22 protein-coding genes and 2 tRNA genes are annotated in these 25,197 nt (G+C 38.2%); 13 read left to right on the forward strand and 11 right to left on the reverse strand.

All coding sequences use genetic code 11. The features are described 5' to 3' along the window. Window positions 1-86 precede the first annotated feature (86 nt). From HRT50_RS05280 to HRT50_RS05295, 4 genes are read left to right on the forward strand one after another with little or no spacing between them, the layout of a single operon-like run. A complete protein-coding gene (locus tag HRT50_RS05280) occupies window positions 87-437 on the forward strand; it encodes an STAS domain-containing protein (protein WP_291612075.1) in 351 nt (116 codons plus the stop codon). After that, window positions 437-1,282, forward strand: coding sequence for an OmpA family protein (locus HRT50_RS05285; protein WP_291612077.1), 846 nt, complete (start codon window positions 437-439; stop codon window positions 1,280-1,282). The genes HRT50_RS05280 and HRT50_RS05285 overlap by 1 nt, the downstream gene beginning before the upstream one ends. 10 nt (window positions 1,283-1,292) lie before the next feature. Further along, a complete protein-coding gene (locus HRT50_RS05290) occupies window positions 1,293-3,398 on the forward strand; it encodes an SLBB domain-containing protein (RefSeq protein ID WP_291612079.1) in 2,106 nt (701 codons plus the stop codon). A gap of 1 nt (window position 3,399) precedes the next feature. Beyond that, window positions 3,400-4,095: a hypothetical protein gene (locus tag HRT50_RS05295; protein WP_291612081.1), complete on the forward strand. Its 696-nt coding sequence runs from the start codon at window positions 3,400-3,402 to the stop codon at window positions 4,093-4,095. 17 nt (window positions 4,096-4,112) lie between these two features. Here the strand turns inward: HRT50_RS05295 and HRT50_RS05300 are convergent, their stop codons facing one another. Continuing rightward, entirely contained in the window at window positions 4,113-5,003 is an 891-nt protein-coding gene (locus HRT50_RS05300) for an endonuclease/exonuclease/phosphatase family protein (protein WP_291612083.1), read from the reverse strand. A 357-nt stretch (window positions 5,004-5,360) separates the two neighbouring features. Between HRT50_RS05300 and HRT50_RS05305 the strand changes: the two genes are divergently transcribed. The 8 genes from HRT50_RS05305 (at window position 5,361) to HRT50_RS05340 (ending at window position 15,445) form a co-directional block, all read left to right on the forward strand. Next, window positions 5,361-6,401: a glycosyltransferase gene (locus HRT50_RS05305; protein ID WP_291612085.1), complete on the forward strand. Its 1,041-nt coding sequence runs from the start codon at window positions 5,361-5,363 to the stop codon at window positions 6,399-6,401. Beyond that, a complete protein-coding gene (locus HRT50_RS05310) occupies window positions 6,391-7,701 on the forward strand; it encodes a lipopolysaccharide biosynthesis protein (RefSeq protein WP_291612087.1) in 1,311 nt (436 codons plus the stop codon). Before HRT50_RS05305 ends, HRT50_RS05310 begins: the two co-directional genes overlap by 11 nt. A gap of 8 nt (window positions 7,702-7,709) precedes the next feature. Then, window positions 7,710-9,059 carry an O-antigen ligase gene (locus HRT50_RS05315; RefSeq protein ID WP_291612089.1) on the forward strand — a complete coding sequence of 450 codons (1,350 nt, stop codon included), beginning with the start codon at window positions 7,710-7,712 and terminating at the stop codon, window positions 9,057-9,059. Between the two features lie 40 nt (window positions 9,060-9,099). Further along, window positions 9,100-10,437, forward strand: a complete 1,338-nt coding sequence (locus HRT50_RS05320; RefSeq protein ID WP_291612091.1) for a glycosyltransferase family 4 protein — start codon at window positions 9,100-9,102, stop codon at window positions 10,435-10,437. Beyond that, window positions 10,430-11,545: a glycosyltransferase family 4 protein gene (locus tag HRT50_RS05325; RefSeq protein ID WP_291612092.1), complete on the forward strand. Its 1,116-nt coding sequence runs from the start codon at window positions 10,430-10,432 to the stop codon at window positions 11,543-11,545. The genes HRT50_RS05320 and HRT50_RS05325 overlap by 8 nt, the downstream gene beginning before the upstream one ends. 132 nt (window positions 11,546-11,677) lie before the next feature. Next, a complete protein-coding gene (gene glmS, locus HRT50_RS05330) occupies window positions 11,678-13,474 on the forward strand; it encodes a glutamine--fructose-6-phosphate transaminase (isomerizing) (protein ID WP_291612094.1) in 1,797 nt (598 codons plus the stop codon). After that, complete coding sequence (locus HRT50_RS05335; protein ID WP_291612096.1) at window positions 13,471-14,205, forward strand: acyltransferase; 735 nt, start codon at window positions 13,471-13,473, stop codon at window positions 14,203-14,205. Before glmS ends, HRT50_RS05335 begins: the two co-directional genes overlap by 4 nt. Next, window positions 14,192-15,445 (forward strand): glycosyltransferase, encoded by a 1,254-nt coding sequence (locus HRT50_RS05340; protein ID WP_291612098.1) that lies wholly within the window; start codon window positions 14,192-14,194, stop codon window positions 15,443-15,445. Before HRT50_RS05335 ends, HRT50_RS05340 begins: the two co-directional genes overlap by 14 nt. A 160-nt stretch (window positions 15,446-15,605) precedes the next feature. Here HRT50_RS05340 and HRT50_RS05345 read toward each other — a convergent pair whose 3' ends face one another. The 8 genes from HRT50_RS05345 to HRT50_RS05380 form a co-directional block, all read right to left on the reverse strand. After that, window positions 15,606-17,399: an ATP-binding protein gene (locus HRT50_RS05345; RefSeq protein ID WP_291612100.1), complete on the reverse strand. Its 1,794-nt coding sequence runs from the start codon at window positions 17,397-17,399 to the stop codon at window positions 15,606-15,608. Between the two features lie 52 nt (window positions 17,400-17,451). Further along, window positions 17,452-18,681, reverse strand: a complete 1,230-nt coding sequence (locus HRT50_RS05350; RefSeq protein WP_291612102.1) for an ABC transporter substrate-binding protein — start codon at window positions 18,679-18,681, stop codon at window positions 17,452-17,454. A 492-nt stretch (window positions 18,682-19,173) separates the two neighbouring features. Next, a tRNA-Leu gene (locus tag HRT50_RS05355) sits at window positions 19,174-19,258 on the reverse strand. Window positions 19,259-19,428: 170 nt separating this feature from the next. Continuing rightward, window positions 19,429-19,504, reverse strand: a tRNA-Gly gene (locus HRT50_RS05360). Window positions 19,505-19,752: 248 nt separating this feature from the next. After that, on the reverse strand, window positions 19,753-20,334 hold the full coding sequence (gene pgsA / locus HRT50_RS05365; RefSeq protein ID WP_291612104.1) for a CDP-diacylglycerol--glycerol-3-phosphate 3-phosphatidyltransferase: 582 nt from the start codon (window positions 20,332-20,334) through the stop codon (window positions 19,753-19,755). Between the two features lie 183 nt (window positions 20,335-20,517). Continuing rightward, window positions 20,518-22,446 carry an excinuclease ABC subunit UvrC gene (gene uvrC, locus HRT50_RS05370; RefSeq protein ID WP_291612106.1) on the reverse strand — a complete coding sequence of 643 codons (1,929 nt, stop codon included), beginning with the start codon at window positions 22,444-22,446 and terminating at the stop codon, window positions 20,518-20,520. 25 nt (window positions 22,447-22,471) lie between these two features. Then, window positions 22,472-23,116 carry a UvrY/SirA/GacA family response regulator transcription factor gene (uvrY, locus tag HRT50_RS05375; RefSeq protein WP_291612108.1) on the reverse strand — a complete coding sequence of 215 codons (645 nt, stop codon included), beginning with the start codon at window positions 23,114-23,116 and terminating at the stop codon, window positions 22,472-22,474. 146 nt (window positions 23,117-23,262) lie between these two features. Further along, on the reverse strand, window positions 23,263-23,544 hold the full coding sequence (locus HRT50_RS05380) for a hypothetical protein (RefSeq protein ID WP_291612110.1): 282 nt from the start codon (window positions 23,542-23,544) through the stop codon (window positions 23,263-23,265). A gap of 189 nt (window positions 23,545-23,733) precedes the next feature. Here HRT50_RS05380 and fabA point away from each other — a divergent pair, with 189 nt between their 5' ends. Next, window positions 23,734-24,249: a bifunctional 3-hydroxydecanoyl-ACP dehydratase/trans-2-decenoyl-ACP isomerase gene (gene fabA, locus HRT50_RS05385; RefSeq protein ID WP_291612114.1), complete on the forward strand. Its 516-nt coding sequence runs from the start codon at window positions 23,734-23,736 to the stop codon at window positions 24,247-24,249. Window positions 24,250-24,409: 160 nt separating this feature from the next. On the opposite strand, the gene rmf is transcribed toward fabA, so the two are convergent. Further along, complete coding sequence (gene rmf / locus HRT50_RS05390; RefSeq protein WP_291612115.1) at window positions 24,410-24,583, reverse strand: ribosome modulation factor; 174 nt, start codon at window positions 24,581-24,583, stop codon at window positions 24,410-24,412. A gap of 240 nt (window positions 24,584-24,823) precedes the next feature. After that, the coding region (locus HRT50_RS05395; protein WP_291612112.1) for a DUF3466 family protein at window positions 24,824-25,197 on the reverse strand (374 nt) is incomplete at its 5' end.

Here is a 25,197-nt window from a genome sequence, read left to right on the forward strand (position 1 = left end):
AACTAGTCAGTTGATAAATATGAATATTTTTATTGGCTCGATCATTGCTCAACTAACTGTATATTAACTTAAATGGTGGATCTGTTATGTTAAATGAAACTTATAAAATAAATAACGATTTTATTATTAAACTCCACGGTGATTTTGATGCAGATACAGTAAGAGACATGAAAGAGGATATAGAAATGTACAGTACACTGAGTACAAATATCATCTTCGATCTCGATCAGGTCGTTTTTATCGACTCATCAGGCATTGGCGCAATCGTTTTTTTATATAAAAGAATGGTGGCTAAAGGCTTTAGTGTCTCCGTCATGGGTTTAACACAGCAACCGTTAGAGCTATTTCAAATGCTGTTTCTAGATAAAACCATAGACTGTTACCCCACTATCGACTGTTACTTAGAAGCGTCATCTAACTTGCAAGTTGCCAGCTAATGGTTATCCAGTCTGTGTTGTTATCACTATGCACTGCCATAGCTTTATCTAGTTGTAGTGCAACCAAAACAACAGATTACCACAACAACTTACTTGCTAGTGTTGAAACATCGAGAGGTTTAGACAAAATTCATATGCGAGTTTATATTGCCAGCGCAGCATCCCAACTCTTGTTACTGGAGCAACAAGAAGCTAAACCCTGTATTTCCGGTCAGTTAACTATTGCACACACATATTTAGCGCGAGCAAACGCAGAACATAATGCCGGCATGGAAAAAGATGCTTTTATAACATTGCTGCAACTAGACCGGCAAGTTCGTAAAATTCACTGTATAAATCAATACATAAATGGTCAATTAGGTTGTGGCTATACCAACAAAAAAATAATACTTAAGCGTTGGTATGATGAGGGAGATTTTAATCAATGTGAAAACCCCGTACTTGCGAAATCAGAACCTAAATCGAAAGAGACTAGTGAAGAAAAGCACATACTAATTACTGAAGCATTGCATGATTTTAATCAAGACCAAATAAAACCCATATATCATCATTCACTCAATAAACTGATTGAATTAATTAAGCGTTACCCAAACTCCACATTGCTCATTAGTGGCCATACAGACACGATAGGCAGCAGTGAATATAACAGTCAACTAAGTAAAAGAAGAGCGCAAAACGTAGCAAAGTACTTTACCGATAAAGGCATTAACCCCTCAAAAATCATTATAAAAAACAAGGGTGAAGAAAACATCAGGGAAGTTGAGAAAAGTGATGCTGCAAGAGTTTTTAATCGCTATACATCGATCACCTTATCTTTAGATACCCACGGAAAAAGTAACATATAGGGAATTGACCATGTTTAAATTACTAATAGCAATGCTGAGCTGTATATTTGTTATGAGCCATGTTCAAGCAGCAGAAATTATCATCCGCCCTGGTGATGTACTACAAATTGAAATCCCCGGTGAAGTCGAGTTTGAAAACAGTTTTCAAGTAAAACGCGATGGTACGCTCAATTTACCTGAAGTAGGTAAAGTGTCCATTGCCGGTAAAACGCTAGCGCAAGCAGATGACTATCTAGCCAAACGCTTAGGCCAAGAATATCGGGCCATCAATAATTTTAAAATTTATTTAATTGAAAGGCGCGTACCTATTCAAGTGTTAGGTTTTGTTAACGTCCCTGGCATGGTCGATTTACCCCAAGACGGCAACATACAAATGGCGCTACAAAAAGCCGGTGGTGCAAGTTCCGGCGCCCAACTAGATAGAATACAGTTAAATCGTCAAGGACAAATCACAACCTTTGATTATAAAAAATATTTAGACACAGGGGATTTTTCAATTTTACCTAAAATTGAACCCTTAGATGTCATCTTTGTACCGGCCTCCCCTTTAATTGGCAATGTGCAAATGGATTTCGATGCGGCAACCTTATCGGCAAGTGGTGATGGCTCTGAGTCCGAAACAGCGATTAAAGTCTTTGGTGAAGTTATTAAACCCGGGGTATTTTCTTTTAAGCAAGGTAATACCGTGGTCGATATGCTAATGAGAGCAGGTGGCGTAACACGCTATGCTGGCGTTGAACACATTCGCGTGATTAACAACGGCACTCCGCAACTTTTTGATCTAAAAACCTATTTAGATACCGGCGATTCTTCTCATATGCCAGAAATCACCCCCGGCTCAACCTTGTTTATTCCCATCCAGGAAGAAGAAGTAAAAAGTGGTTTACGCACTATTTATGTTATGGGTGAGGTTTTTAAGCCCGGTGCATATGAAGCGCCTGCAGGTAGTAAATTTTTTGATATATTAGCGAATGCCGGTGGCCCAACACGCTTTGCCGAGTCGAGAAAAATTAGAATTATTCGCACCACAGGGAAAGTTGATGCTTTTGACCTACAAGCTTATACCGAGGGTTTAACGCAAATAACTATCCCGACAGTATCGCCAGGAGATGCCATTTTTGTCCCTGAAAAAACTGACATGAATGAAAAATCTTGGCTTAAAATAACACCGGACAGCGCGATTAGAATCATGGGTGCGGTGAAAAAGCCTGGCCGATATGAATGGGGCAATGAAATGAGCTTTCTTGATATTCTGGCCCATGCCGGTGGGCCCACTCAAGATGCTGACATGTCTCAAGTAAGAGTCATTAAAAAAGGTCAGAGCAAGCGCATGGAGCCCTTCGATTTAGATAGCTTCATCACCGAAGGCGGCGACTTCGCTTTATTACCTAAAGTATCAGCAGGCGACACTATTATTATCAGTGAGCGACCACGTGATGTTATCGATAATAAAGCGCGCTGGTTACGCCAATCACAAGAGTCATCCATTTATGTCTTTGGTCAAGTAGGCCAGCCGGGGCGATATGCTTTTAATAATAAATTACACTTTTTAGATATCCTTTCAGCTGCTGATGGACCAAATCAGCATGCGGATATCCATAATATAAAAATTATGCACCGTAATAATTTAAAAAGCAAAGTAAGCACTCTGGATTTAGGTTTGTATTTTGAAACTGGCGATGAGACCTTATTGCCTAGAGTTAAATCTGGCGACACTATTTATGTCCCTGAAAGAAACAAACCATGGCTCGACAATAAAAAAGAACAAACAGTTCGAATTATAGGCGCAGTAGAAAAACCAGGACGTTACAAGTTCAGTTCAAACATGACAATTTTAGATATTTTGGCTGAATCCGGCGGCCCCACCCAAACAGCTGATTTAGAAAATATTATGGTGGTGAATATTTCTAGAAGCCAGTCAGAGGAAAATGTCAGCCACGTTTTTGATTTAGAAAAATTTATTGAACACCCAGATTTCACCACCTTGCCTCTGGTACGTGTTGGTGACACCATTTTTGTACCTGACGTATCCCAAAGTAATTGGAATGTTTTTATGGATAATGTCAAAGACATGCTGAGTATAGTATCGATTGTTGCCATTGTTGGAGGGTTATAATATGCAAGAATTACCAGTTCATTATGCAGAAGTTGAAGCCATTTATAATCAAACCATTGGCTCTGGTTATAAAACATTAGCAATTACTTCCGCTAAAGCGGGAGAAGGAAAAAGCACTATTGCGCAAGCGATTGTTGAACGAGCGCAGATTGTTGGTAAAAAGGTTTTATTGGTTGAAATGAATACCTTTAACCCTGTTTTATCTGAGCAGCTAAGAAGAACAATGACTGACCTGCCAACTGAAAACGCCATCATCACCGTTGAAAATAAAGGTTATAGCTTACTGCCCGCGCCGAAAAACATTCGTGATGTATTACAATACCGAGAAAGTAATTTATTACTTGCCTCAATCAAAGAATGGCTAGTTAATTTTGATTGTATTATCTTTGATACCTCAGCATTAACATCACTAAACCAAAGCAACATACCTGCTGAGATCATTTGTGAAGTGTGTGAAGGCGCGGTTCTGGTGATTGAAGCTGGAGCAACGCCAGCAAACTTGATACAAGAAAGTATTGAAAAACTGAAAGTAAAAAAGGTTAATTTAATCGGCTCGATATTAAATGATAAAACTAACCCATCGCTATTAACTGAATTACAAAGAGAAAGCCATCGTCTTAATCGACTATGCCCTGAGTTAATGGCTAAGCTAAGAAAGAAATTAGCCAGTATTGTTTTACTCAACATTTCGGTTTAGCAGACAATACCCCTACATTATTCATTAAAATCAAGCTGAGTTTTTATCGCATAATGATCTGACCAGTTAAACTTGTTCATCCGTTGTCGAGCACAAATTCTTGCTGGCTTTGACACCCATAAATGGTCAAGGGCTAAAGCAAAGAAAGGAGAAATATAACGCTTATTCGGCCATGAATTGACAAATTTTGTATTCATACCCTGCCTTAAAGTATTTATTCTATTTGAATGTGTAGAAAGGTTTAAATCACCTATCACTAATGAGTGTTTTCCGGTTGATTTTTTAAGCGCGTCTTTAAGTTGGTACAAGGTTTTATTTCGAATTTGCCAAAGCGCATCATTACGTGGTGAAGGTGGGTGTAAGCTGTGCAAACTGAGAGTAGTAAAAGGTAGTTGCCATCGACTCGATATTAAAAATGAACGGTGGCCATTTTTATAATAGTTAATATTAGTAAAGGCATAACGACTAAACAGTAGCTGGTCACTAAAAACTTGCTGACGATGACTTTCTCCCCGAATAAAATAAGGATAATGAGGACTTAAGTGTTCAATCAATTGCAGCTTTGACTGCTGACTGACGCCTTGTAAGGCAATTAAATGATATTTCTCTGCAATGAGGTGCTCTATTAAGGGCATTAACTCGTCGTCCGCTGCATGGTACTTAATGTTGAATTGAAAAATAGTAATACGGTCAACACAGGTATTATTATTGAATATTACGCTATGACTTAATGTGACCAAATTATTTAAGCAAAGTGCTAAAATAAAATTAGCCAACAAATAAATAAAGCACTGTTGAAAAGAAATAAAATAGATAAGCGCCAACATCAATACTAAATAAATAAGCAAGATAGTAAAGGGTGTTGAAGCCGCATTTTCAAGCCACCAAGGAGAGTGAGCCTGCCGCATTAAATACCAAATCAGGCTAGGTAACAATATAAGTATGGAGGTAATCACTAGCCTTGTTTCTATCAATATATCCTTACTCCTTTAAGTCACTTTACTTTTCATCTTTAAATTTTAGCTCAAAATAAATAGCTTTACTCAATAGCTCTGTAACAAATCAATTAACCCAGCTAGCTCAAACAGCTCAAAGATCAAAGAGTGGATAAGTGGATTAGTAGTTTGCTTTGCAAAGAAAAAACCAAAATGCATATTGCGATTAATTATGCGCTATAACTCAGTCAGAGTCTTAGTAAAGCCGTATTTTAAACTGGCTTACTTTATGCAGATTCAAGATATAATACCTTTGATAATAGGTTTTCCATGACAACAGATAATCTAAACATAGCGTTACTGCTCGATAGTAAAGATTATGGTGGCATAGAAACTCATGTTGCTAACCTTGCCAAAGGTCTGCATAAATCAGGTCATAGTGTACAAATTATTTTATTGAACAACTATGGTGAGCACCCCGTTTTTGAATCTGAGCAATTCCTTCGCTCAATACTGATAAAATTAGACGGTGGTCTTAAATCAGTCTTTACCTTTTTAAAAAAGTCAAATATTAATCTAGTGCACACCCATGGCTATAAAGCTGGGATTATTGGTAGAATCAGCTGTAAATTAACCAACAAAGCGGTCGTTTCTACCTTTCATTCAGGCGAGAAAGGCAATATTAAAATTAGGCTATATTCATGGCTTGACCGTATAACGGCTCATTTCTCCCCCTGTATTTGTGTATCTGAACAAATCAAAAAATCAGTCAACTTAAGCGCCGACGTGATCCAAAATTTTGTTGAGCTGCCGACTCAGTCATTAACAACAACTACGCCAGCAACGAAAATAGCGTTTGTCGGTCGCTTAAGTTTTGAGAAAGGTCCTGATGTATTTCTTCGTCTTGCCAAGCAATTACCCCAGTACAGTTTTTCAATCTATGGCGATGGCCCCATGTCTGAGGAGATAAGCGCTACTGCGTCTGACAACGTGGAAATGGCGGGGCAAGTAACATCTATGCTGCCACACTGGCCAAAGATAAACCTGTTATGTATTACCAGTAGAGAAGAAGGTTTGCCGCTCGTTGCCATTGAAGCACTTGTGCGGGGAATTCCTGTTATTAGTTTTGATATTGGTGGCATCTCATCCGTGGTAATCAATGATCTTAGTGGCTGGTTAATAGCACCATTTAATGAAGCTGCCTTTATTGAGTCCATCAAACAGGGTCAGACATTATCAAGAACACAACGAAGTAAAATGTCCTTATTTGGCTATTTACATATTAGAAATAATTTTTCTTGTAACGCGGTTATTCCTCAGATTTTCAATGTTTACCGCAAAGCGTTAATAGGGGCGTCACATGTTAAATAGTCGATATAAAAGCCTATTAAACCAATCGGCACTTTATGGCCTCAGTATTTTTCTTATGAAAGGTATTGCTTTAATTATGCTGCCTATTTATACCAGTTATCTAACACCAGCAGATTATGGCCGCCTAGAGGTGCTGGTGATATTTTCTAATATCGCCTGTATTGTTTTAGGTTTTGGTTTGGTTGAAGCATTATATCGTTTTGTCGGTTTAGCGGATGGCATAGAAAAAAAGCAACGTCATGCGGCAGAATGTTTATTAGTGGCCGGCATCATTGGTATTATTTCATATACAACTTTCCATTTTTATGCCAAAGATTTACTGCCTTATTTACCGGGAAAAATCAGCGAAAATGAACTCTATTTACTCGGCATAGCACTTTCTGTAGAAGGCTTAATTAATATTCCATTAACTTGGTTACGGATCACTGAACGAGCAGGATTATTTTTCGTCATTACGATGTTGAAAGTATTGTTGCAGGTTTCACTGACTTTTTATTGGTTGATTAATGGCTGGGGTATCACCAGCATTTTAGCCGCTGGGGCGGTGTCCTCAGTCGTTGTTGCAATTATTTTATGTATTATTCAATTAAAAGAAACCCCCATCAGCTTCTCAATAAAACACCTTAAAAGCATAATATATTATGCTGGACCCATTTTTATTGGTGGTGCAGCTACTTTTACCTTGTCGGGCATGGACAGGTGGTTACTGGCCGAACATTTTGGTGCCACAGAAATTGCTGCCTATGCCATAGCAATCAAGTTCGCCTTAGTCCCTACCCTACTTATTCAGCCTTTTACTTTATGGTGGTTTCCTAAGCGGTTTTCGGTGCTTAAAGAGCATGATGGTAAAAATATAAATGCACACTTTGCTGTACTCGGTGCCATTATTTCCGTACTTATGTGTGGTGGCCTTGGCCTATTAGGACCGTTATTAATTCAAACTTTAACACCTGTAGATTACCACTCAGCTATTGGAATTTTACCTTGGCTACTGCTTTGCACCTTGTTAAAGATGTTATCCGATTTGTTAAACCTTGGTTGTTTCGTTGAAAAAAACTCTCAGCTACAAATGAACATTAACCTAGTGGCCTGTGGCTTTGGTGGGCTTTTATTGATCGTCTTGGTGCCACTATTTATGGTGGCAGGAGCTCTAGCAGCACTCATTATTGCTAATGCCATACGTATGGGACTTTTCTATTACTTCAGTCAAAAGAAAGTCTACCTGCCCTACAAGTTTGGTTATTTATATCCGGCAATCAGCGCCGCAATTGTCGCCACCTGGTTTGGGCAAATTAGCTAAGGCAGCTTATGACTTATTCTCCTTTAAGTATGGTGCTTATGTTAATGCTAACAACATTCGCGCTATACTTTTTCCCACACCCAATAATCCTCATTATGATAGGGTTAATTCCCTTTGCCCTATGGGGTATGGTCAACTTCTCATTTTATATTGTTTTAAGCTTTGTCATCTTTTCATTTTTCCGCATCCATGAAGTTTTTCCTTTTTTAGAGCCACTAAAATTGCCTTTATTACTGGCGTTAGCGGCACTATTTGTTGTTTTTTTACGTGCAACAATCAGTAAAAATCTTCACCCTTATTGGTGTCCGCAATTTACCTTATTAATACTCTTCTTTTTACTGATAACACTTGCGATTCCCTTTGCCAGCAACGTCGGTGTGGCGACAAATGCTTGGACCGGGGTTTACAGCAAAATTATATTAATGACCTTTGTTATTGCCTGGATGATGCGACACGAAAGCCACTTTATCACCGCCAGTCGGGTATTTATTTTTGCTGGCGCCTGTGTTGGTCTGGTTGCCATATCAAACAAGCTTAATGGTATTGGTTTAGTTGAAGGCACTCGGGTCACTATAGGCCGAGACGTAGGCTCTTTACTTGGCGACCCAAATGATTTGGCCTTGGTACTTTTGTACCCCATGGCCTTCGCTATAGCTACTTTTCTAGAGAAATCACTTTCAAGGTTTGAACGACTCTTTAGTTTTAGTACTTTTTGTATTTTATTTTATGCCCTACTAGCCACTCAAAGCAGGGGTGGCTTGTTGGGTTTTTTAGCGGTAGCAAGCATATTCGCCTATAACCGCATTCGATCCAAAGTTTTATTATTTTCAGGGGCAGCGTTTTCTCTAATAATTTTATTTGTTGTTGCCGGCATCAGCAAAAGATCATCAGGCGGCGCTGCAGAAGCAGGCATAGATGAATCAGCAATGGGGAGACTATATGCCTGGGAGGCCGCTTGGAATATGGCACTAGATAACCCCATTTTCGGCGTAGGCATTAGTAATTTTTATTACAATTACTTTTTTTATAGCACCCATTGGGATGGATTAAACCATGCCGTACATTCCACCTGGTTTGGTGTACTGGCTGAATCTGGTTTTGTTGGTTTTATGCTGTTCGTTGCGCTAATTGTCAGCACATTATTGATGTCTTTAAAAATGCTGAAAACAATCAAGGTTGAACATCATACTCCAGGCATACGAGTCGCCTTGAATGCTGCGCCAGCAGGAATTATTGGTTTTATCGTTTCTGGAACATTTTTAACGCAAGGATTTCTTTGGCCAATCTATTTGCAAGTGGCTTTAGTTATCGCTTTAAACAGGTATCTTTACTACACAAATGACTCGATAAAATCCTAAAAAACAAACTGCAATGTGTAGCAAACTAGAGGAAGTGAATATGTCTGATACTATCGCACAAGGTAAAGGGGTTAAGCCGCAGGTTTTATATGTTCATTACGGTGATAACTGGCTCAGAGGCAGTGAAATAGTTTTATTAGACTTACTTAAATCTGCTAAAGACAACCATTACGCCCCAGTACTTTGGTGTAATAGTGAAGTACTAGCAAAAAAAGCAACCGATTTAGGTGTGGAAGTCATCATTGATAACTTCGTTTGCCTTGCTTACTGGACCCTACCTCGATGGAATTTCGGTCATTTTTTCAAATTACTTATTAAAGCTAAAAAATTAATAAAAGATTATAAAATTTCTTTAGTGCATTGTAACAATGGTGCCCCCTGCCAGTGGATGGTACCTATTTGTAAAATGACAGCTACGCCTTTATTGCTACATTTGCATGCACGCTATATGTATAGAGACAGATTAACATTATTGTTTCATGGCGCTGATAGCATTATCGGTGTTAGCCAGTCAGTCACCAAACTCTTCAAAGACAATGAATTTAACACTCAACAGGTGAGTACTATCTATAACGGTATTGAGCCACAGCGAGTGCATTGTTCTTCGCCTCGAGATATTAGAGCTGAACTATCAGCCAAAAAAAATGACTTTGTTATATTATATATGGGTTCATTAATCCCTAGAAAGTCAGTGTCTCAATTACTGTATGCTGTTGAGAAATTAAAAAATAATTATCAAATAAAACTTGCCATTGTTGGCTCAGGCAGTGAAGCAGCCAAATTAACTCATTTGGTTGCTCAATTGGCCTTAACTCATCACGTTAAATTTTTTGCCGCGAGCGATAAAGTGGCAGAAATATACTCTAGTAATGCCGATTGTTTCATTTCTGTGCCAAGCGAAGAGGTTTTTGGTTTAACGCTGGCCGAGGCAAGTATTGCCAAGTTACCCATCATTACCAGTAATATCCCTGGCATTAATGAAATATATACCGACCAGGAAAATGCCTTATTAATCTCACCAAACAATATTGACCAGCTCGTTAGCGCAATAAAGACCTTAATTGAAAAACCATGTTTAACAAAGAAGCTCGCTGAAAATGCACACAAACATATAGTAAAAACATTCTCGGTAAAGCGACAGTTTATTGCTTTCAACCTTGCTTATCAAAGCTTGTTGCTGGCGGAAAACCAGCTCAGTGTTAGCCTAGTGCTTAACTCACACGCTAAAATATTATTAACAGCCTGTTTAAGCAAAGTCTTCACTAAGGTAATGACTAAAGTTATGGCTACCCCCTTAACTAACGCCTTAGCGAACTCCTTAACCAAAGGCTATAAGCACTTGCTGTTGAAGTTTTCATGGGGGAAAAGTCATGACTAAACGTGTATTAATTTATGATCCTGTGCCTTTTAAGGGCGGCTCAAAAACAGTGATGAAAACAATCATCGCTGAATTACCTAGCAGTATTGAGGTATGGGTAATTTCAAATGACAAAGACTCATGGTGTGACGACTGCGACGTTAATGTGCACTTCGTGCCCTTGTTTTCTCCTCGTTACCTGCAAAATAAAACCACCGGTATACTTTACTTTATCGAGCACTTTATTTATTTAGTCTCTTTGTTAGTTAATATGATAAAACTTAAAAGATTTAGCAAAATAATCGGCTTTTCCGGGCCGTGTGTTGATTTTTCTTTATACCTACTCACTTCAATAATTAACATAGACATTATTCAGCTTATTCAAGGTAATATTACTGACTCTAGAGTTTCATCTTTCGGTTTAAGACGAGCCAAGCAAGTGTTTTATTTACCCTCCACTCATACCTCAATTTTACGCGCCTTAAAATGCCATAGTCATAATGAAAACATAGCAGACCATAAATTTATGACTTTTGTTAATGGTATTAACTGCTCAACTATAAAAGTAAAAGAACCTAGTAATAAAAATAACGATAAAGTAGGTTTTTTATGGGCCGCCTCTCTATTAAAATGGAAGCGAGTAGAACTGTTTATCGCTGCAATGGTCAAGCTAAATAGTAGCTATAAAGACCTAGATAAATTTTTTGCCAGTGTTTGCTATATTGAGCCAAAAACTGATGCTTATATAGAGGTAGCTAACCTTGATAAGGCTGATAATATTTACTGGTATTCGGACCCTAATAATCTAAATGATATTAGGGCAAGTTCATCCGTGTTTATCTCTACTGCAGAAGGTGAACCTTTTGGCCTGTCAATTTTAGAATCAATGGCTGCAGGACTCGCCATCGTAATTCCCGCTGATAATGCTTACTGGGATCAACACCTAACGGACGGATTCGATTGTGTAAAATATGATCCTAATAAGTTGGAAAGTTTAGTGAGCGCTTTAACTCGACTAGTCAATGAACCCAATTTTTTATTAAAAATTTCTCAACAAGCTAAACTTTCCGCGCAACAATATTGCCATTTACGTTGCTATTCTCATATTCTCAAATGCATTCCTAATTAGCAAAATCGTCTTTGCAAAATGCAAAGTAAAAAGATGAATACCTATCAAGTTTTTGAATTTATTGGTTATATATTTATGGTCTGATAACTGCATCCCACTAAAATAAGCTAATAATATAAAGAGGTAATTATTATGTGTGGGATTATTGGAGCAGTAGCAAAATCAGCAATAACACCGGTATTAGAGGGTTTAGCCAGACTTGAATATCGCGGTTATGACTCTTCGGGTATTTCAATATTAGCGAATAATGAAATTAAAACGATAAAAGCACAAGGTACACTGAGCAACCTAAAGCAAAGACTCTTAAGGCAAGCGCTAGAGGGTGACTGTTGCATAGGTCATACCCGCTGGGCAACACACGGCAGAGCTAATGTAACCAACGCACATCCTCATCAATGTGGCCAAGTCTCTGTGGTCCACAATGGCATTATCGAAAACTACCTACAGCTAAAGCAAAAATTAATTCAATGGGGTCATCACTTTAATAGTTCAACTGACAGTGAAGTGATCCCTCATTTAATCAATCACTATCTGTCTCAACAAATGACTCAGGAACAGGCGATTAAGAAAGCTATCGCCCAGCTAAAGGGCAGCTATGCCTTGGGAGTGTTAATTAATGGCACCAGCAATAACCTCTATGCGATTAAGCAAGGCAGTCCGTTAGTGATATCACAAGGGAGTGAGGGAGCTTATATGGCTTCAGATGCCATGGCTTTAGGCGCTGATAGTGGCAAAATCTATTACCCTAAAGATAATGAATTAATAAAGTTAAACAGCCATGAAATAACCTTATGTGGTGACGCTAACAAAAATGAAATTAATTATATCAATAACAAGCACTGCGCTAAGTTAGTATCAAAAGGAGAACGTAGCTCTTTCATGGAAAAAGAAATCTTTGAACAAGTAGATCTGCTCAAAAGACTGTCGGTTATTAATCGCACTAACGAATACTCAATAATTAATTTTAATGACTTAACTAAGATCACCATTATTGCTTGTGGCACCTCATATTATGCCGCTTCAGTAGCAAAAACTTGGTTTGAGAAATACGCCAACATCTTAGTTGAAATAGATATAGCCTCAGAATATCGTTATCGTTCACCTATTGTTACCAACAATGAATTAGCTATATTTGTCTCACAGTCCGGAGAGACCGCAGATACACTAGCAGCATTACGGTATGCGAAAAGTAAAAAAGCACAAACACTCGCCTTAGTAAATGTGGTTAACAGCAGCATAGCGCGAGAGGCAAACTTTACCTTTGAAATTTATGCGGGCCCTGAAATTGGTGTTGCTTCAACCAAAGCATTTAGCTGTCAGTTAGCAATATTTTATAAAATGGCCATGGAGGCGGCAAAACAAAGATCCTTTATAGAAAAGGCTGAGTTAACACAATTAGCACTGAACTTTGCCCAATTACCCGACATCATGGAGAAGGTATTACAGCGCTGTGCCGAAATGAAAGTGATGGCTAAAAAACTATGTAAGTATTCAAACATCCTTTTTCTCGGCCGTGGTGTACTCACCGCTATAGCACAAGAAGGTGCATTGAAACTAAAAGAAATTAGCTATATTCATGCCGAAGCTTATGCTGCTGGCGAATTAAAACATGGCCCAATTGCTTTACTTGATGAACACATGCCCGTACTGGTGATTGCGCCTAAAAACACCCTGACAGATAAATTACTGTCAAATATTAAAGAAGTACAAGCACGTAATGCGCCACTGTTTATTATTGGTGATACTTGTATTAAGGAGCATATCCACTTACAAGAAGATGAGTTCTTTGAACTGCCAGCAATACCGGAATCTATACTGCCGATAATAAGCGTTGTCCCCATGCAATTACTCGCACTATATAGTGCTCAGATGCTAGGGAAAAATGTTGACCAACCCAGAAATTTAGCTAAATCGGTGACAGTCGAATGAATACTTTTAACATAAACCACGCGAAGCAATGGGCTAAAACAAGTGATAGCTTTTTAGCTCAATTGATAAAAACACTATGGTTTAAAATTAAAGCCATAGAGATGCCGAACATCCCTTTTGTATTTAAGCTACTTTATTATGTTCACCTAATCATAAAACATGTGATTGCCGATATATTACGCATTATTTATTACACACCTTTGCTCAAATCACGACTTAAAAACAACCCTAAACAGCTGTACTTATATGGTGGCTTGCCCGTCATAATTGGCAGTTTAGACATTGTTATGGGAGATAAAGTCAGATTGGCCGCTATGACAACAATAAGTGGCCGTGCTGTCGGACAGTGTATTCCCCAGCTAATCATTGGTGATAATGTTGATATTAACTGGCGTACCTCTATATCGGTCGGTAAGACTATTACCATTGGCAATAATGTTCGTATGGCTGGTGATTGTTATTTAGCTGGCTATCCCGGACACCCAGTTAATGCCAAGTTGCGCGCTTTAGGTAAGCCCGATGAAGAAGCACAAGTCGGTGACATTACTTTAGAAGACGACGTTTGGTTAGCCACTGGGGTAAAAGTAATGTCAGGGGTAACAATAGGTCGTGGCACTATCGTAGCGGCAGGTAGCGTTGTTACCAAAGACTTGCCCAGTTTTGTCTTAGCGGCAGGTGTACCGGCAAAGGTGGTAAAAAAAATTGAGGATGAAAGTCATGAGTGTTTGTAGAGGAAACGCAATATTTTCAAGTTCTTCTGAGCCGGAAAGTAAAAACAGGCCGCTAATTGTTTTCGGCGAAGACTGGGGAGTGCATCCTAGTTCCACCCAACATATAGTGAAAATACTAGGAAAAAATAGACAGATAATTTGGCTTAATTCAATTGGTCTAAGAAAACCAAAGTTAACGAGGCATGATATGGTAAGACTGTTTAACAAAGTAAAGTCTTTCATTGTCAATCACCCAAAGAGCAAGAAAACTCAAGATAGTAATAGTAATGATAACTGTCAGTTCATCATCATTAACCCTTTAGTCATTCCCTGTGCCAATAGCTGGTTTTCTTTAAAGCTGAGCAAGGCCATTTTGAACTGGCAACTCAAGCTAGCCTGCGGGGGGCTTGAGTTAAAAGATGCCATTATTTGGGCCTCTCTACCTACCTCTGTTGATTATTTAGAACTCTTTGGCAAAGCCCCTTGTGTGTATTATTGCGGCGATGACTTTGCTAGCCTAGCCGGAGTTGATCACCAATTTGTATCACAAAAGGAGCGTGAGTTAATTGCAAGATCGCGTTATATTTTTACCGCCAGTGAAAAGCTGCTAGATAAATTCCCTACCGAGAAAGTTGTTAATATTCCTCATGGCGTCAACTTTTCACTGTTTAGTAAACCTGTCGAGACTACGCCTTTGGATTTACCACAGGGTAAACCTATCGCTGGCTTTTACGGCAGTATTTCAGCCTGGTTAGATCAAGATTTATTAGTGCAAACAATTAAAGCATTACCTCATTGGTATTTTGTCTTTATCGGTAAAGTTGACTGTAATGTCGATAAACTGCAACAATTTTCTAATGTCTATTTTCTTGGCGCTAAACCTCATGTTGACTTGCCTAAGTACATACAAAACTGGAATGTAGCTATCCTCCCCTTTATAAACAATAAGCAAATTCAAATGTGTAATCCGCTTAAGTTAAGAGAGTACATAGCTAGCGGCACACCAATAGTGACTACCGATTTCAATGCTTTAAATGGTTATCGAAAATATCTGCAAATATCGAACGCCAACAAGCCATTTTATCAGGCTATATTGCTAGCCAATGCCGAAATAACCACCGCGGTTAACTTTGACAAGCTTGATAATATAAGTGATTTACTCGTTATTACTCAAGTTAAGCAATCGAGAAAAGCATCGGTCATGGATGAATCATGGGAAAATAGAGCAACAACTGTCCAGCGTTACTTGGCTATGTGTTAGGTAAGAATGTACTAGAAAAACTAAGTAATTGTATTTCAATCAAGTAACATAAGCGGCAATCGATGGTCGAGCATTAAATATCTCATATTAAGGTGTCAGGTAACTACCTAACCTTTGATGCTCTTAAACAACTAGCCGGTGAAATTCCCCTTGCTGGTAATTAGATCGGTAAATACACCGAAAAACAACTGCCCTTGCCTAGTTCTGATTTGACAGTGATTTTACCTTCATGTTGCTCAATTATTTGATGACTAATAGAAAGCCCTAAACCAGTGCCCTCACCTATCGGTTTACTGGTATAAAAGGGGGTGAAAATTTGTGCTATATTTTCAGCTTCAATACCACTGCCGGTATCTTCAATCTCAATAACAATAGTGCTGCCTTCAACAAAGCTCCTAATATAAATATCGCCTTTATCTACTATAGCTTGTCCGGCATTTATCAATAAATTCATAAATACTTGATTTAACTTACCTGGAAAGCCATGTATTGGCGGTAACGGTTGCAAATCGACATGAAGTTTACAACAATACTTTAACTCATTGTGGACCATATTTAAGGTAGCAGTTAAACCTTCATTGATATCGATAAGTGCTTTATCGGGTTGATCGACACGGGCAAAAGTTTTTAAACTTTTTACTATTTCAGAAACACGATCAACACCGGAGATACTACTTTTAATTAACGGTGGCGAGTCTTTAAAAAGAAATTCTAGCTCATATTTTTTTGCTAATTTTTTGTGATTTTCTTTGTCTTCATCACTAACAAGGGTTTCGTTAAATTCATGATAATATTTTTCAATATCGGAGAAATAATCCTCTAATACTTCTAAGTTGCTGCGAATGAAACCAATCGGATTGTTTATTTCATGGGCAACACCTGCAGCGAGTACACCAATGCTGGCCATTTTTTCAGACTGTACTAGTTGAGACTCACTCTGCTTTAACTCTTCAATGGTATTGGATAGTTTTTCATAACTTTGTTTTAACGCTTGTTCACGTTTAGCTACTTCTTCACTCATATGGTTAAACTGCTTAAATAAATCGGAAAATTCCTTAAACCTTAAATCTTCTTGCAATGCTTGTGGTTCATTACCTTCTTCAAGGCTTGAGGTTAGCTGAGAAAGCGCAAGGATAGGTTTAACAAAATAACGATAACCAGAGAAATATGCCAGCAAGGTTGTTAAAACAATGGCAATAATAATAAGGCTGGCCAACTGGATAACTAATTGTGATAAGGCATTGTTCCTATATGCCTCATCAATGGTAAAGTCAAAACTCACTCCGGCATTCTGCCACGCTATGACTTGCTTAGTACCAAGGGATTTTTTACCAAAGGTTGCAATGGTTTGTCCCTCTTTAACCACTTCAATCATTAAACCATCGAGCACCTCAACATCGACTTGCCGGGCATTTATCTCTGCTAAGGGAATATTGGTCAGCAATACACCTTCGACCAGCTGGTTATATATAACGGGGACAGCTATACACCAATAGAATTTTCCTTGAATGCTGAGAACTTGAATTGAGCTCTCTATTTCCGCCGCTAAGAGAGCTTTTATCCAAGGAAATTTTTGGTATTTAATAGCAGATGACGACGTAGAGTGTAATATACTGCCTTCAAAATCCAATAAAGTCTCATCATACTTTTTACCTAATAAAGATAAGCCAGCCATGTAATCTTGTATCTTGCCAAGGTTACTTTTTGGTTGCATTAACGCTTGTACAAAAGTTGCTGCAGCCGCTTGCTCTTTCAATAAAATAGAGTGATGTTTAATAAATACTCGATAGTTATTGCTTAAGGTATTAATTTCCCTACTGGCAATTTTTTCGTATTCAGTATTCACTGACTCAACTACATGGTAAACCACTAAGCTGGTAATTATTACCGCTAGCGCTAAGCAACTAATAAAGACAAAGCGTGCTAAAGCAAAAGATACTGTGGTTTTAGTCATTTATATCACTCAGTTTATTCAATAATCTTACTCTCACTAAAATAGTTACTTTCTATTTAAGTAAAACCACCTCATTGCTTTTGTTAAATTTACCCATGGAGTAATCTGCAATAGTTAGCGCTTCATGAGCATTAGGGTTGTCCTTACTATAAGGAGTAAATGGCCTTTGATAGTTTTTTAACAACCCTTGCACGGGTTGCTCTAAACTCTCTAAAGCTTGGTGAATAAGCTGACTATCTTTGTTTTTATTACCTGTTAATTTAACTTGTTTGATAGCAGCAATCATAATTCTTGTTAAATCATAGGCGTGAATAAAGCCTGTTTGCGCATTTATATCTCGTTTGTTTTTGATGTCATTATTTGACTCAATGGCCAAGGCTAACACACGTTGAGCAAACATTGATAAATCATCATTGAGAAATGAAAAATTGGTTTGAATAAATTGCAGATCTACTTTTTCACGTTGAGTTGCTGAAACTTTTTCGGTGAAATCCCCGCCAGTTATGCCCCAGTGACTTCGAATAGGTAAACGAATGTCTTGTGGTAATTCAACCATGGCTTGAGTAAAAGTAGCGCCTTCTGCCGAATTCCCGACAAAAAAGATAACATCGGCACCGCTAGCTTTAATATCTCGCAGTAATACTTTGGCATGGTTTTTCCCTGCCCCCCAGTTAAACCAAGACAAACCTACGGGTTTAATTGCTGCATCTTTTAGCGCTTGTGTCATTGTTTTCTTATTTGAGCGACCCCAACCAGTATCCTCTAATAATAGGTAAGGTTTACTAAAGCCTTGTTCAAGTGCTTTTTGGCTAATAAAACTACCGGCATTACTATCGTCAATGGATAAACGAAATATCCAGTTTTCAGTTGAGGAGCTACGGGTTATTGGTCCTGCCGCCGCCCAGGGATCTAGCAGTAGAATTTTATTTTCATTAATAAAGTCTTTATTCGCTAATAAGGGTGGTGAGTGCAAACCTGAAAATACCACTAATGCTCGTTCATCGGCTAAGAAAGCCTCTAAATTTCGTTTACTTCTTAATGAGTTAGCTCGGTGATCTTTAGTAGCTACGTCAAATTTAATTCCCTGAAGTTGATGATCGACCTCTGCCAAGGCTGTATTGATACCTTGCTGTATTGATAAGCTCGATGCAGTCGCGCCACTAAAGTCAGCATCAAGGTAAATAGTGTATTTTTGCTGTGCTTGAACATTTGAAGGGTAAGTGCTGATAAAAATGAGGCAGGTACAAACTAAAAATCCAAAAACATATTTCATAAAAAACATAAACTATCCTTTTATTAATTAATGACATACTTGTCTTATTCATTATAGTTAAGTTATTACTTTAGCAGATTAATAACACTATCTTTTGAAATATATTTTTATAAATAGACGAATAAAAATTTCTGATGTCACTTCCTTCACCTTTGAGCATGTTTGATTAAACTAATGAGCTGTCACTATGCTGAAAACAGCTGACTTGCTAGCTGTCATGGCAAGGATTACAACTTTATCGAAAGTCTATTACTGGCTTATATTGAGTTTGAATACGAGTAAGTTTGGTGGCGTTGGTGAGCAGATAATAATACTAAGCATTAATGCCTTCGCGTATTAAATAGCTAAAATTATTATACTAACTTAGGTTTTTAATGATACGAATAATGTAAATGCAAAAATAGGTTTCGCGTTAGAAACGTTAAATAAGAAGTGGCTGAATAAAAGTTATATTCACATTTTCGGAAAGAGAAATAGATTAGTGATAATCTATCAAAAAAATGGTACCCGGAGCCGGACTTGAACCGGCACGCTTTTCGGCGAGGGATTTTAAATCCCTTGTGTCTACCAATTCCACCACCCGGGCACGATATCTATAAGATATGGGAAGAAATTTTATAGTAAATATTGGTACTTACTTTTACTTGGTTTTTTAATTTTGAGCAGCTAACGATACTTGCTCTTTGTAAAGTTAGCTGTGACATTCACGTTGACAACGTGGCATATATCAGCAAATTTACATTTAATTCAAAGATTTGGAGCGGCTAACGAGACTCGAACTCGTGACATTCACGTTGGCAACGTGATGCTCTACCAGCTGAGCTACAGCCGCTTAATTTAAAGTTTAACAATTACAAACTTCAGTAAAACAAATAACAAGATGATGTAATATCAACTTGGTGTTTCTCGCTTTACTTGCTGACTCCCTGTCAACAAAAACGCATTCTACATCTTAATATTTTCCAGTCAACTATTAAATTAACTTTTTATTCTAACTGCTTAAAAAGCGAGTTGTTTGTGCTATTTTTAACTAAAATCCTGTTGAAGTGGCTTTCTTTCAATCAATCTATTTAAAAAAGCTTACTGCCCTTTTAATTCAGGCCAAGCGGCTTTGAAATAACTAACCCCTGTAGTAACGGTTAATACGGTAGCAATGGAGTAAAAACCATATGAAAGGTAATTAATTACTTCATGAGGTAAGTAAAATAGAATCAATGGAATATCATAATCAGGTTGCCAAATAAGTCCCATAATACCGAGCATTTGCGCTGCAGTTTTATATTTACCCATATTAGATACGGCAATGACATCACGTTTGCCTATAGAAGACATAAATTCGCGTAAAGCACTAATAAATACTTCTCGCGCTATCATGATAATTGCGGCAATAGAAACTAGCCATGAACTATAATCTTGGGCAATCATCACCAAGGCAACAACTACCATGAGTTTATCGGCCACAGGGTCTATAAATGCACCAAAAGCAGAAGATTGATTAAGTTTACGAGCAAGGTAGCCATCTAAAATGTCACTAACGGCTGCCAACCAAAAAACGGCAAATGCGCCAAAGTTACTCCATGAAAGGGGTAAATAGAAAATTATCAAGAAAATAGGGATCAAGATGATCCGAAACAAGGTTATTTGGTTAGGTATTGTCCACATTTACTTTTCACTGCAAGTATTTTTCTTTAGTTTACACAAGTTGTTATAGCAGTGCTACGGCAGAGTTGGACAAGTTAAGGTAAAACTTTGATTATAGACTTACCAGACAAAAACAGGGGTGATTTTTCGAGGGCGTGTGAAAACGCTGCTAGCGTTTTGGCTTATCATTATTATTTTTCAGCCTTACTTATCATGTAAGGCATTATGAATTTTCTCTGCTAAGACATGACTTATACCTGGCACTTTGGCTAAAGCGGTAACATCGGCTTGCATAACTTCTTGTAAACCACCCAAAAATGTTAATAAGCTTTGACGCTTTTTCGCCCCTATACCTTCGATGGACTCTAAACGTGACTTTTTACTTACCTTTTGCCGCTTCGCTCTATGTCCTGTTATAGCAAAGCGGTGTGATTCATCACGAATATGTTGCACTAGATGTAACGCTGGTGAGGTAGCAGGTAGTGAGATCAACTGATGACTACCTGCCAAGATCAAGGTTTCTAAGCCTGGTTTTCTCGACTCCCCTTTAGCAACCCCTACTAATAGTGGCGTTTTTGTTAAAGCTAGTTGGTTAAAAAACTCTTCGGCTTTAGCCAACTGGCCTTTACCACCATCAATAAAGACAATATCAGGCAATTTCTCTAAGGCGCTATGCTCTTCAGGCCTGCTCGGCTTGACTTTTAACTTGCCATAGCGCTTATTTAAAGCAAAGGCCATGGCGGCATAGTCATCGCCTGGCGTAATGCCATGAACATTATAACGGCGATAATCTGTTTTGAGCGGACCATCTCTGTTAAAGACCACATTAGAGGCTATGGTTTGTTGTCCCATGGTATGACTGATATCAAAACATTCAATACGATGAATGCCATTTTCCAGCTCAAATACTTCATTCAAAGCCACGAAGCGTGCTTGCATAGATTCTTTATGGCTATTACGTGTAACTAGAGCCGTATGTGCATTAGTACCCGCGAGCCTTAAATACTGAGCTCGTTCACTGCGGGTATTCGATGAGATCTTAACTTCGTATTCTGCTTGTGCACTCAATAGTGCCGCAATCTCAGTTACTTGCTCAATAGACTCTTTAATGACAATTTCTTTAGGAATATTACCTTGTACTTTGCCATGACTTTGTGAGTCATTTGATAAATAATGTTGAGCAATAAAAGCTTGTAATATGTCACTGTCACTACTTTCACTCGGCACCGTTGGGAAATAACTTTTACTGCCTAAAATTTTATGCTGCCTGATGAAAAGTAGATGGATACACACCTGTGATTTATCGCGATATAAGCCAACCACATCAAGTTCGGCGATATGGCCGCTGACATGTTGTTGCTGCTGAACTTTCCTTAAAGTTACAATTTGGTCGCGATATTTTGCCGCAAGCTCAAAGTGCAGTTCATTGCTGGCTAATTCCATTTTTGTTACTAACTGCTCAATAACCCTAGAACTTTTTCCTTGTAAAAAAAGCTTGGCTAATTTAACTTGTTCTTGGTAATCATCAACAGAGATTTTATCAACACAAGGCGCTGAACATCGACCTAATTGGTGTTGTAAACAAGGCCTTGACCGTGCTCGATAGTAACTATCTTCACATTGCCTAATAGGAAATATTTTTTGCATTAAGCGCAAGCTTTCCCAAACAGCACCAACAGTGGGAAATGGGCCGAAATATTCACCTTTAACTTTTTTACCACCGCGGTGTAAACCAAGTTTTGGGTGCTTATGAGCAGTGATCAATAAATAAGGATATGACTTATCGTCTCGAAGAAGAATATTGTATTTAGGCTGATATTTTTTGATGTAGTTATTTTCAAGTATCAGCGCCTCACCTTCGGTATGAGTGACGGTGACTTCAATAGCGGCAATTTGTTTAACTAGGACCTGTGTTTTGACTGAGCCAACATCTTTACGAAAATAACTCGCTAGACGCTTTTTTAATTGCTTGGCTTTACCGACATAAATAACCACTTGCTGACTATTATACATGCGATAGACACCAGCTTGTTCGGTCACTACACGCAAAAAAGCCTCACTATCAAAAGTTGAGGCTTTCGGAGTTTGAACGAGTTGTTCATGAGCTAAATTGTCGGTATTCTTTTCGGACATTGAGATTAAGCTTCTTTTTACAGACCTATAGCTTTTCTGTTTTTAACATACCATGACGGATAGCTAGATGTGTTAATTCAACATCATTGCTGACAGCCAATTTCTCAAACATACGATATCGATAACTATTAATCGTTTTTGTACTCAGGTTTAGATGTTCTGAAATAGCAGGTACTTTATCACCACGGGTTATCATGATCATAATTTGTAGCTCGCGATCAGATAAGGCATTAAAAGGGTTTTCGTCAACCGAGTTAAATTGGCTTAATGCCATCTTTTGCGCAATAGCAGGAGGTAGATAGCGTTGACCACTATGAACGGCACGAATAGCATTTACCATTTCATCTGGGCCTGCGTCTTTTGTTAGATATCCTGCCGCGCCCATTTGCATCACTTTAGTGGGGAACGGGTCTTCAGTATGTGCTGTTAACACTATAATTTTAACGTCAGGAGCAAAACGCAATATTTTTTTTGTTGCTTCAAGACCACCCATGCCCGGCATATCCATATCCATGAGTAAAACATCAGGCTCTTTTTGTCGACAGAACTTAATTGCCTCTTCACCTGTTTCACATTCGCCGACAACATTTAATCCCTTAACGCTGGTTAAAATTTTACTAATACCGACACGAACAAGATGATGATCATCAACCAATAGAACATTTATCACGCAGAGCAACCTTAATTAACTTGTAGAGTAGCCAGAATATAGCGAAAGCGCTGACTATTCAATTGAATCTTACCGAATAATTATGTGATTAAATTTTATAGCTAGTTAAGACTGCACTATAATTTTATCAATAGCTTAGGCTGGTTTTAGAGTTTATTATTTTTCAGCCAGCTATTTAACAAACCTACTTGGCCATTTTTATAAGCGGCATAGGTTAATCGCACGGCATTGCTTAAAATAACACTATCAGACCAATTAGTTTGCTCACTGATTAACTGATAACAATGCTTAGCCTCTGGTGACATATAACCGCGCATTTCCTGCAAACCACGTTCTTTTTGCCGCTCACGGTAACGCTTTTGTTTTTCGGCATTACTCATAGCAACTTTCTTTAACGGTTGTGCACTCACTTGCTCAGATTCTTTCATGTTATTTCAATTTATTTTTAGCTATATAAACCTATAATCACGCATAACGACTGGAGAATCAAGAATCCCTGTTAATTTGATATAAGAGAAATTAATTATACTTTTTAACTGTTCGGAGTTGTTTAGTGTACAAGCGTACGCTAAAGTAGCCCCCTAAAATATATTATCGGATTTCAGCTTATTATGGCAATGCCACAACAAAACTCATACAGTAAAGAAGATTTAGTCAAAGCAGGTACAGGAGAATTATTTGGTGAAGGTAATTCACAGCTTCCTTCTGATAACATGCTGATGATGGACCGTATCATAACCATCACTGAAGAAGGTGGTGATCACGGTAAAGGTTACATAATAGCTGAATTAGATATCACTCCAGATCTATGGTTTTTTGATTGTCACTTTAAAGGTGATCCGGTAATGCCAGGTTGTTTAGGTCTAGATGCTATGTGGCAACTTGTTGGATTTTTCTTAGCTTGGACTGGTGGTCCAGGTAAAGGTCGTGCTTTAGGTGTGGGTGAAGTGAAGTTTACCGGTCAAATATTACCAACAGCTAAGAAAGTTACTTTTAAAATTGATTTTAAGCGTGTTATAAAACGTAAACTTTACATGGGCCTTGCTGACGGTACTGTAAGTGTTGACGGTCGTGAAATTTATACCGCAAAAGATCTTAAAGTAGGTTTATTTACTGATACCAGTAAGTTTTAGCCAAATTTTAGTGTAGAGGAAGTTAGCCTTAGTCATACGCTAATGATAATCTAACATGAGTAAAAATTAAAAAAAGCCCAGCAACTCGCTGGACTTTTTAACATATCAATTCATTTACTTTTATTCTGGTTGAACTGTTGTTGATAAAACAAGTAATTGTTTATTTAAACAGTCCCTGTTGTTTATCTTCTATGGCCTCTCGCCACCCGCCAAGCCATTGTGACTTAATTACATCATTTTGGTACGGGCAATGTTCCTTAGAACGACCAGATATACCTGCTTGGTAACCTCTTGTGTGTGCCCTGTCCTGGCGATCGCGTTTTTGCCGCTTCATCATAAATACACGCTCCTTGGTTATTCTTACTAGACATACCAATAACAGTTAAGATAAAATTGCTACAAGCAAAAATTACCTGCGCACTGATATTGCACAACTCCCCTAAGCATAGTTCAAAAAAGTCGAAATACAATGCGTTAAATAGATAAACTACAGAGATAAAAAAAGCACTGGTAAAGTGCTTTTTTTATCTTTTACAATGTCAATAATAAAGCTTCTCAGCTTAATTGGTAATAATTAGCGCTTAAACGTTCTCCGACGCAGTCCAAAGACTGCTAACAATGAAAACAACACCATTCCACCAAAACTCGCCCCTTGCCTTTCTACTTTCTCTTCAACATCACCACAGTCTTCAACTTCACCACCAGTAATAGGCTGAAGTAATACCGCGCGCACTACATCGATCATCACCGGGTTACCACTATCATCAAGTATTGGCTCACCTTTGGCGTCATAGCTTTCAGATTTAACTACGGCAGTAGCTGAAATCTGGCCAGCATCATTAATGTCATTGGCTTTTAGAATATTATACTTAGACTTACATGCTAATAGAGTATTGACATCAATTATCACCGGTGAGTCACTGGCGGTATCGTAAATAAAGCCCGCGG

Origin of the sequence: Colwellia sp. (genome assembly GCF_013215345.1) — a bacterium.
Lineage (GTDB): Bacteria > Pseudomonadota > Gammaproteobacteria > Enterobacterales > Alteromonadaceae > Colwellia.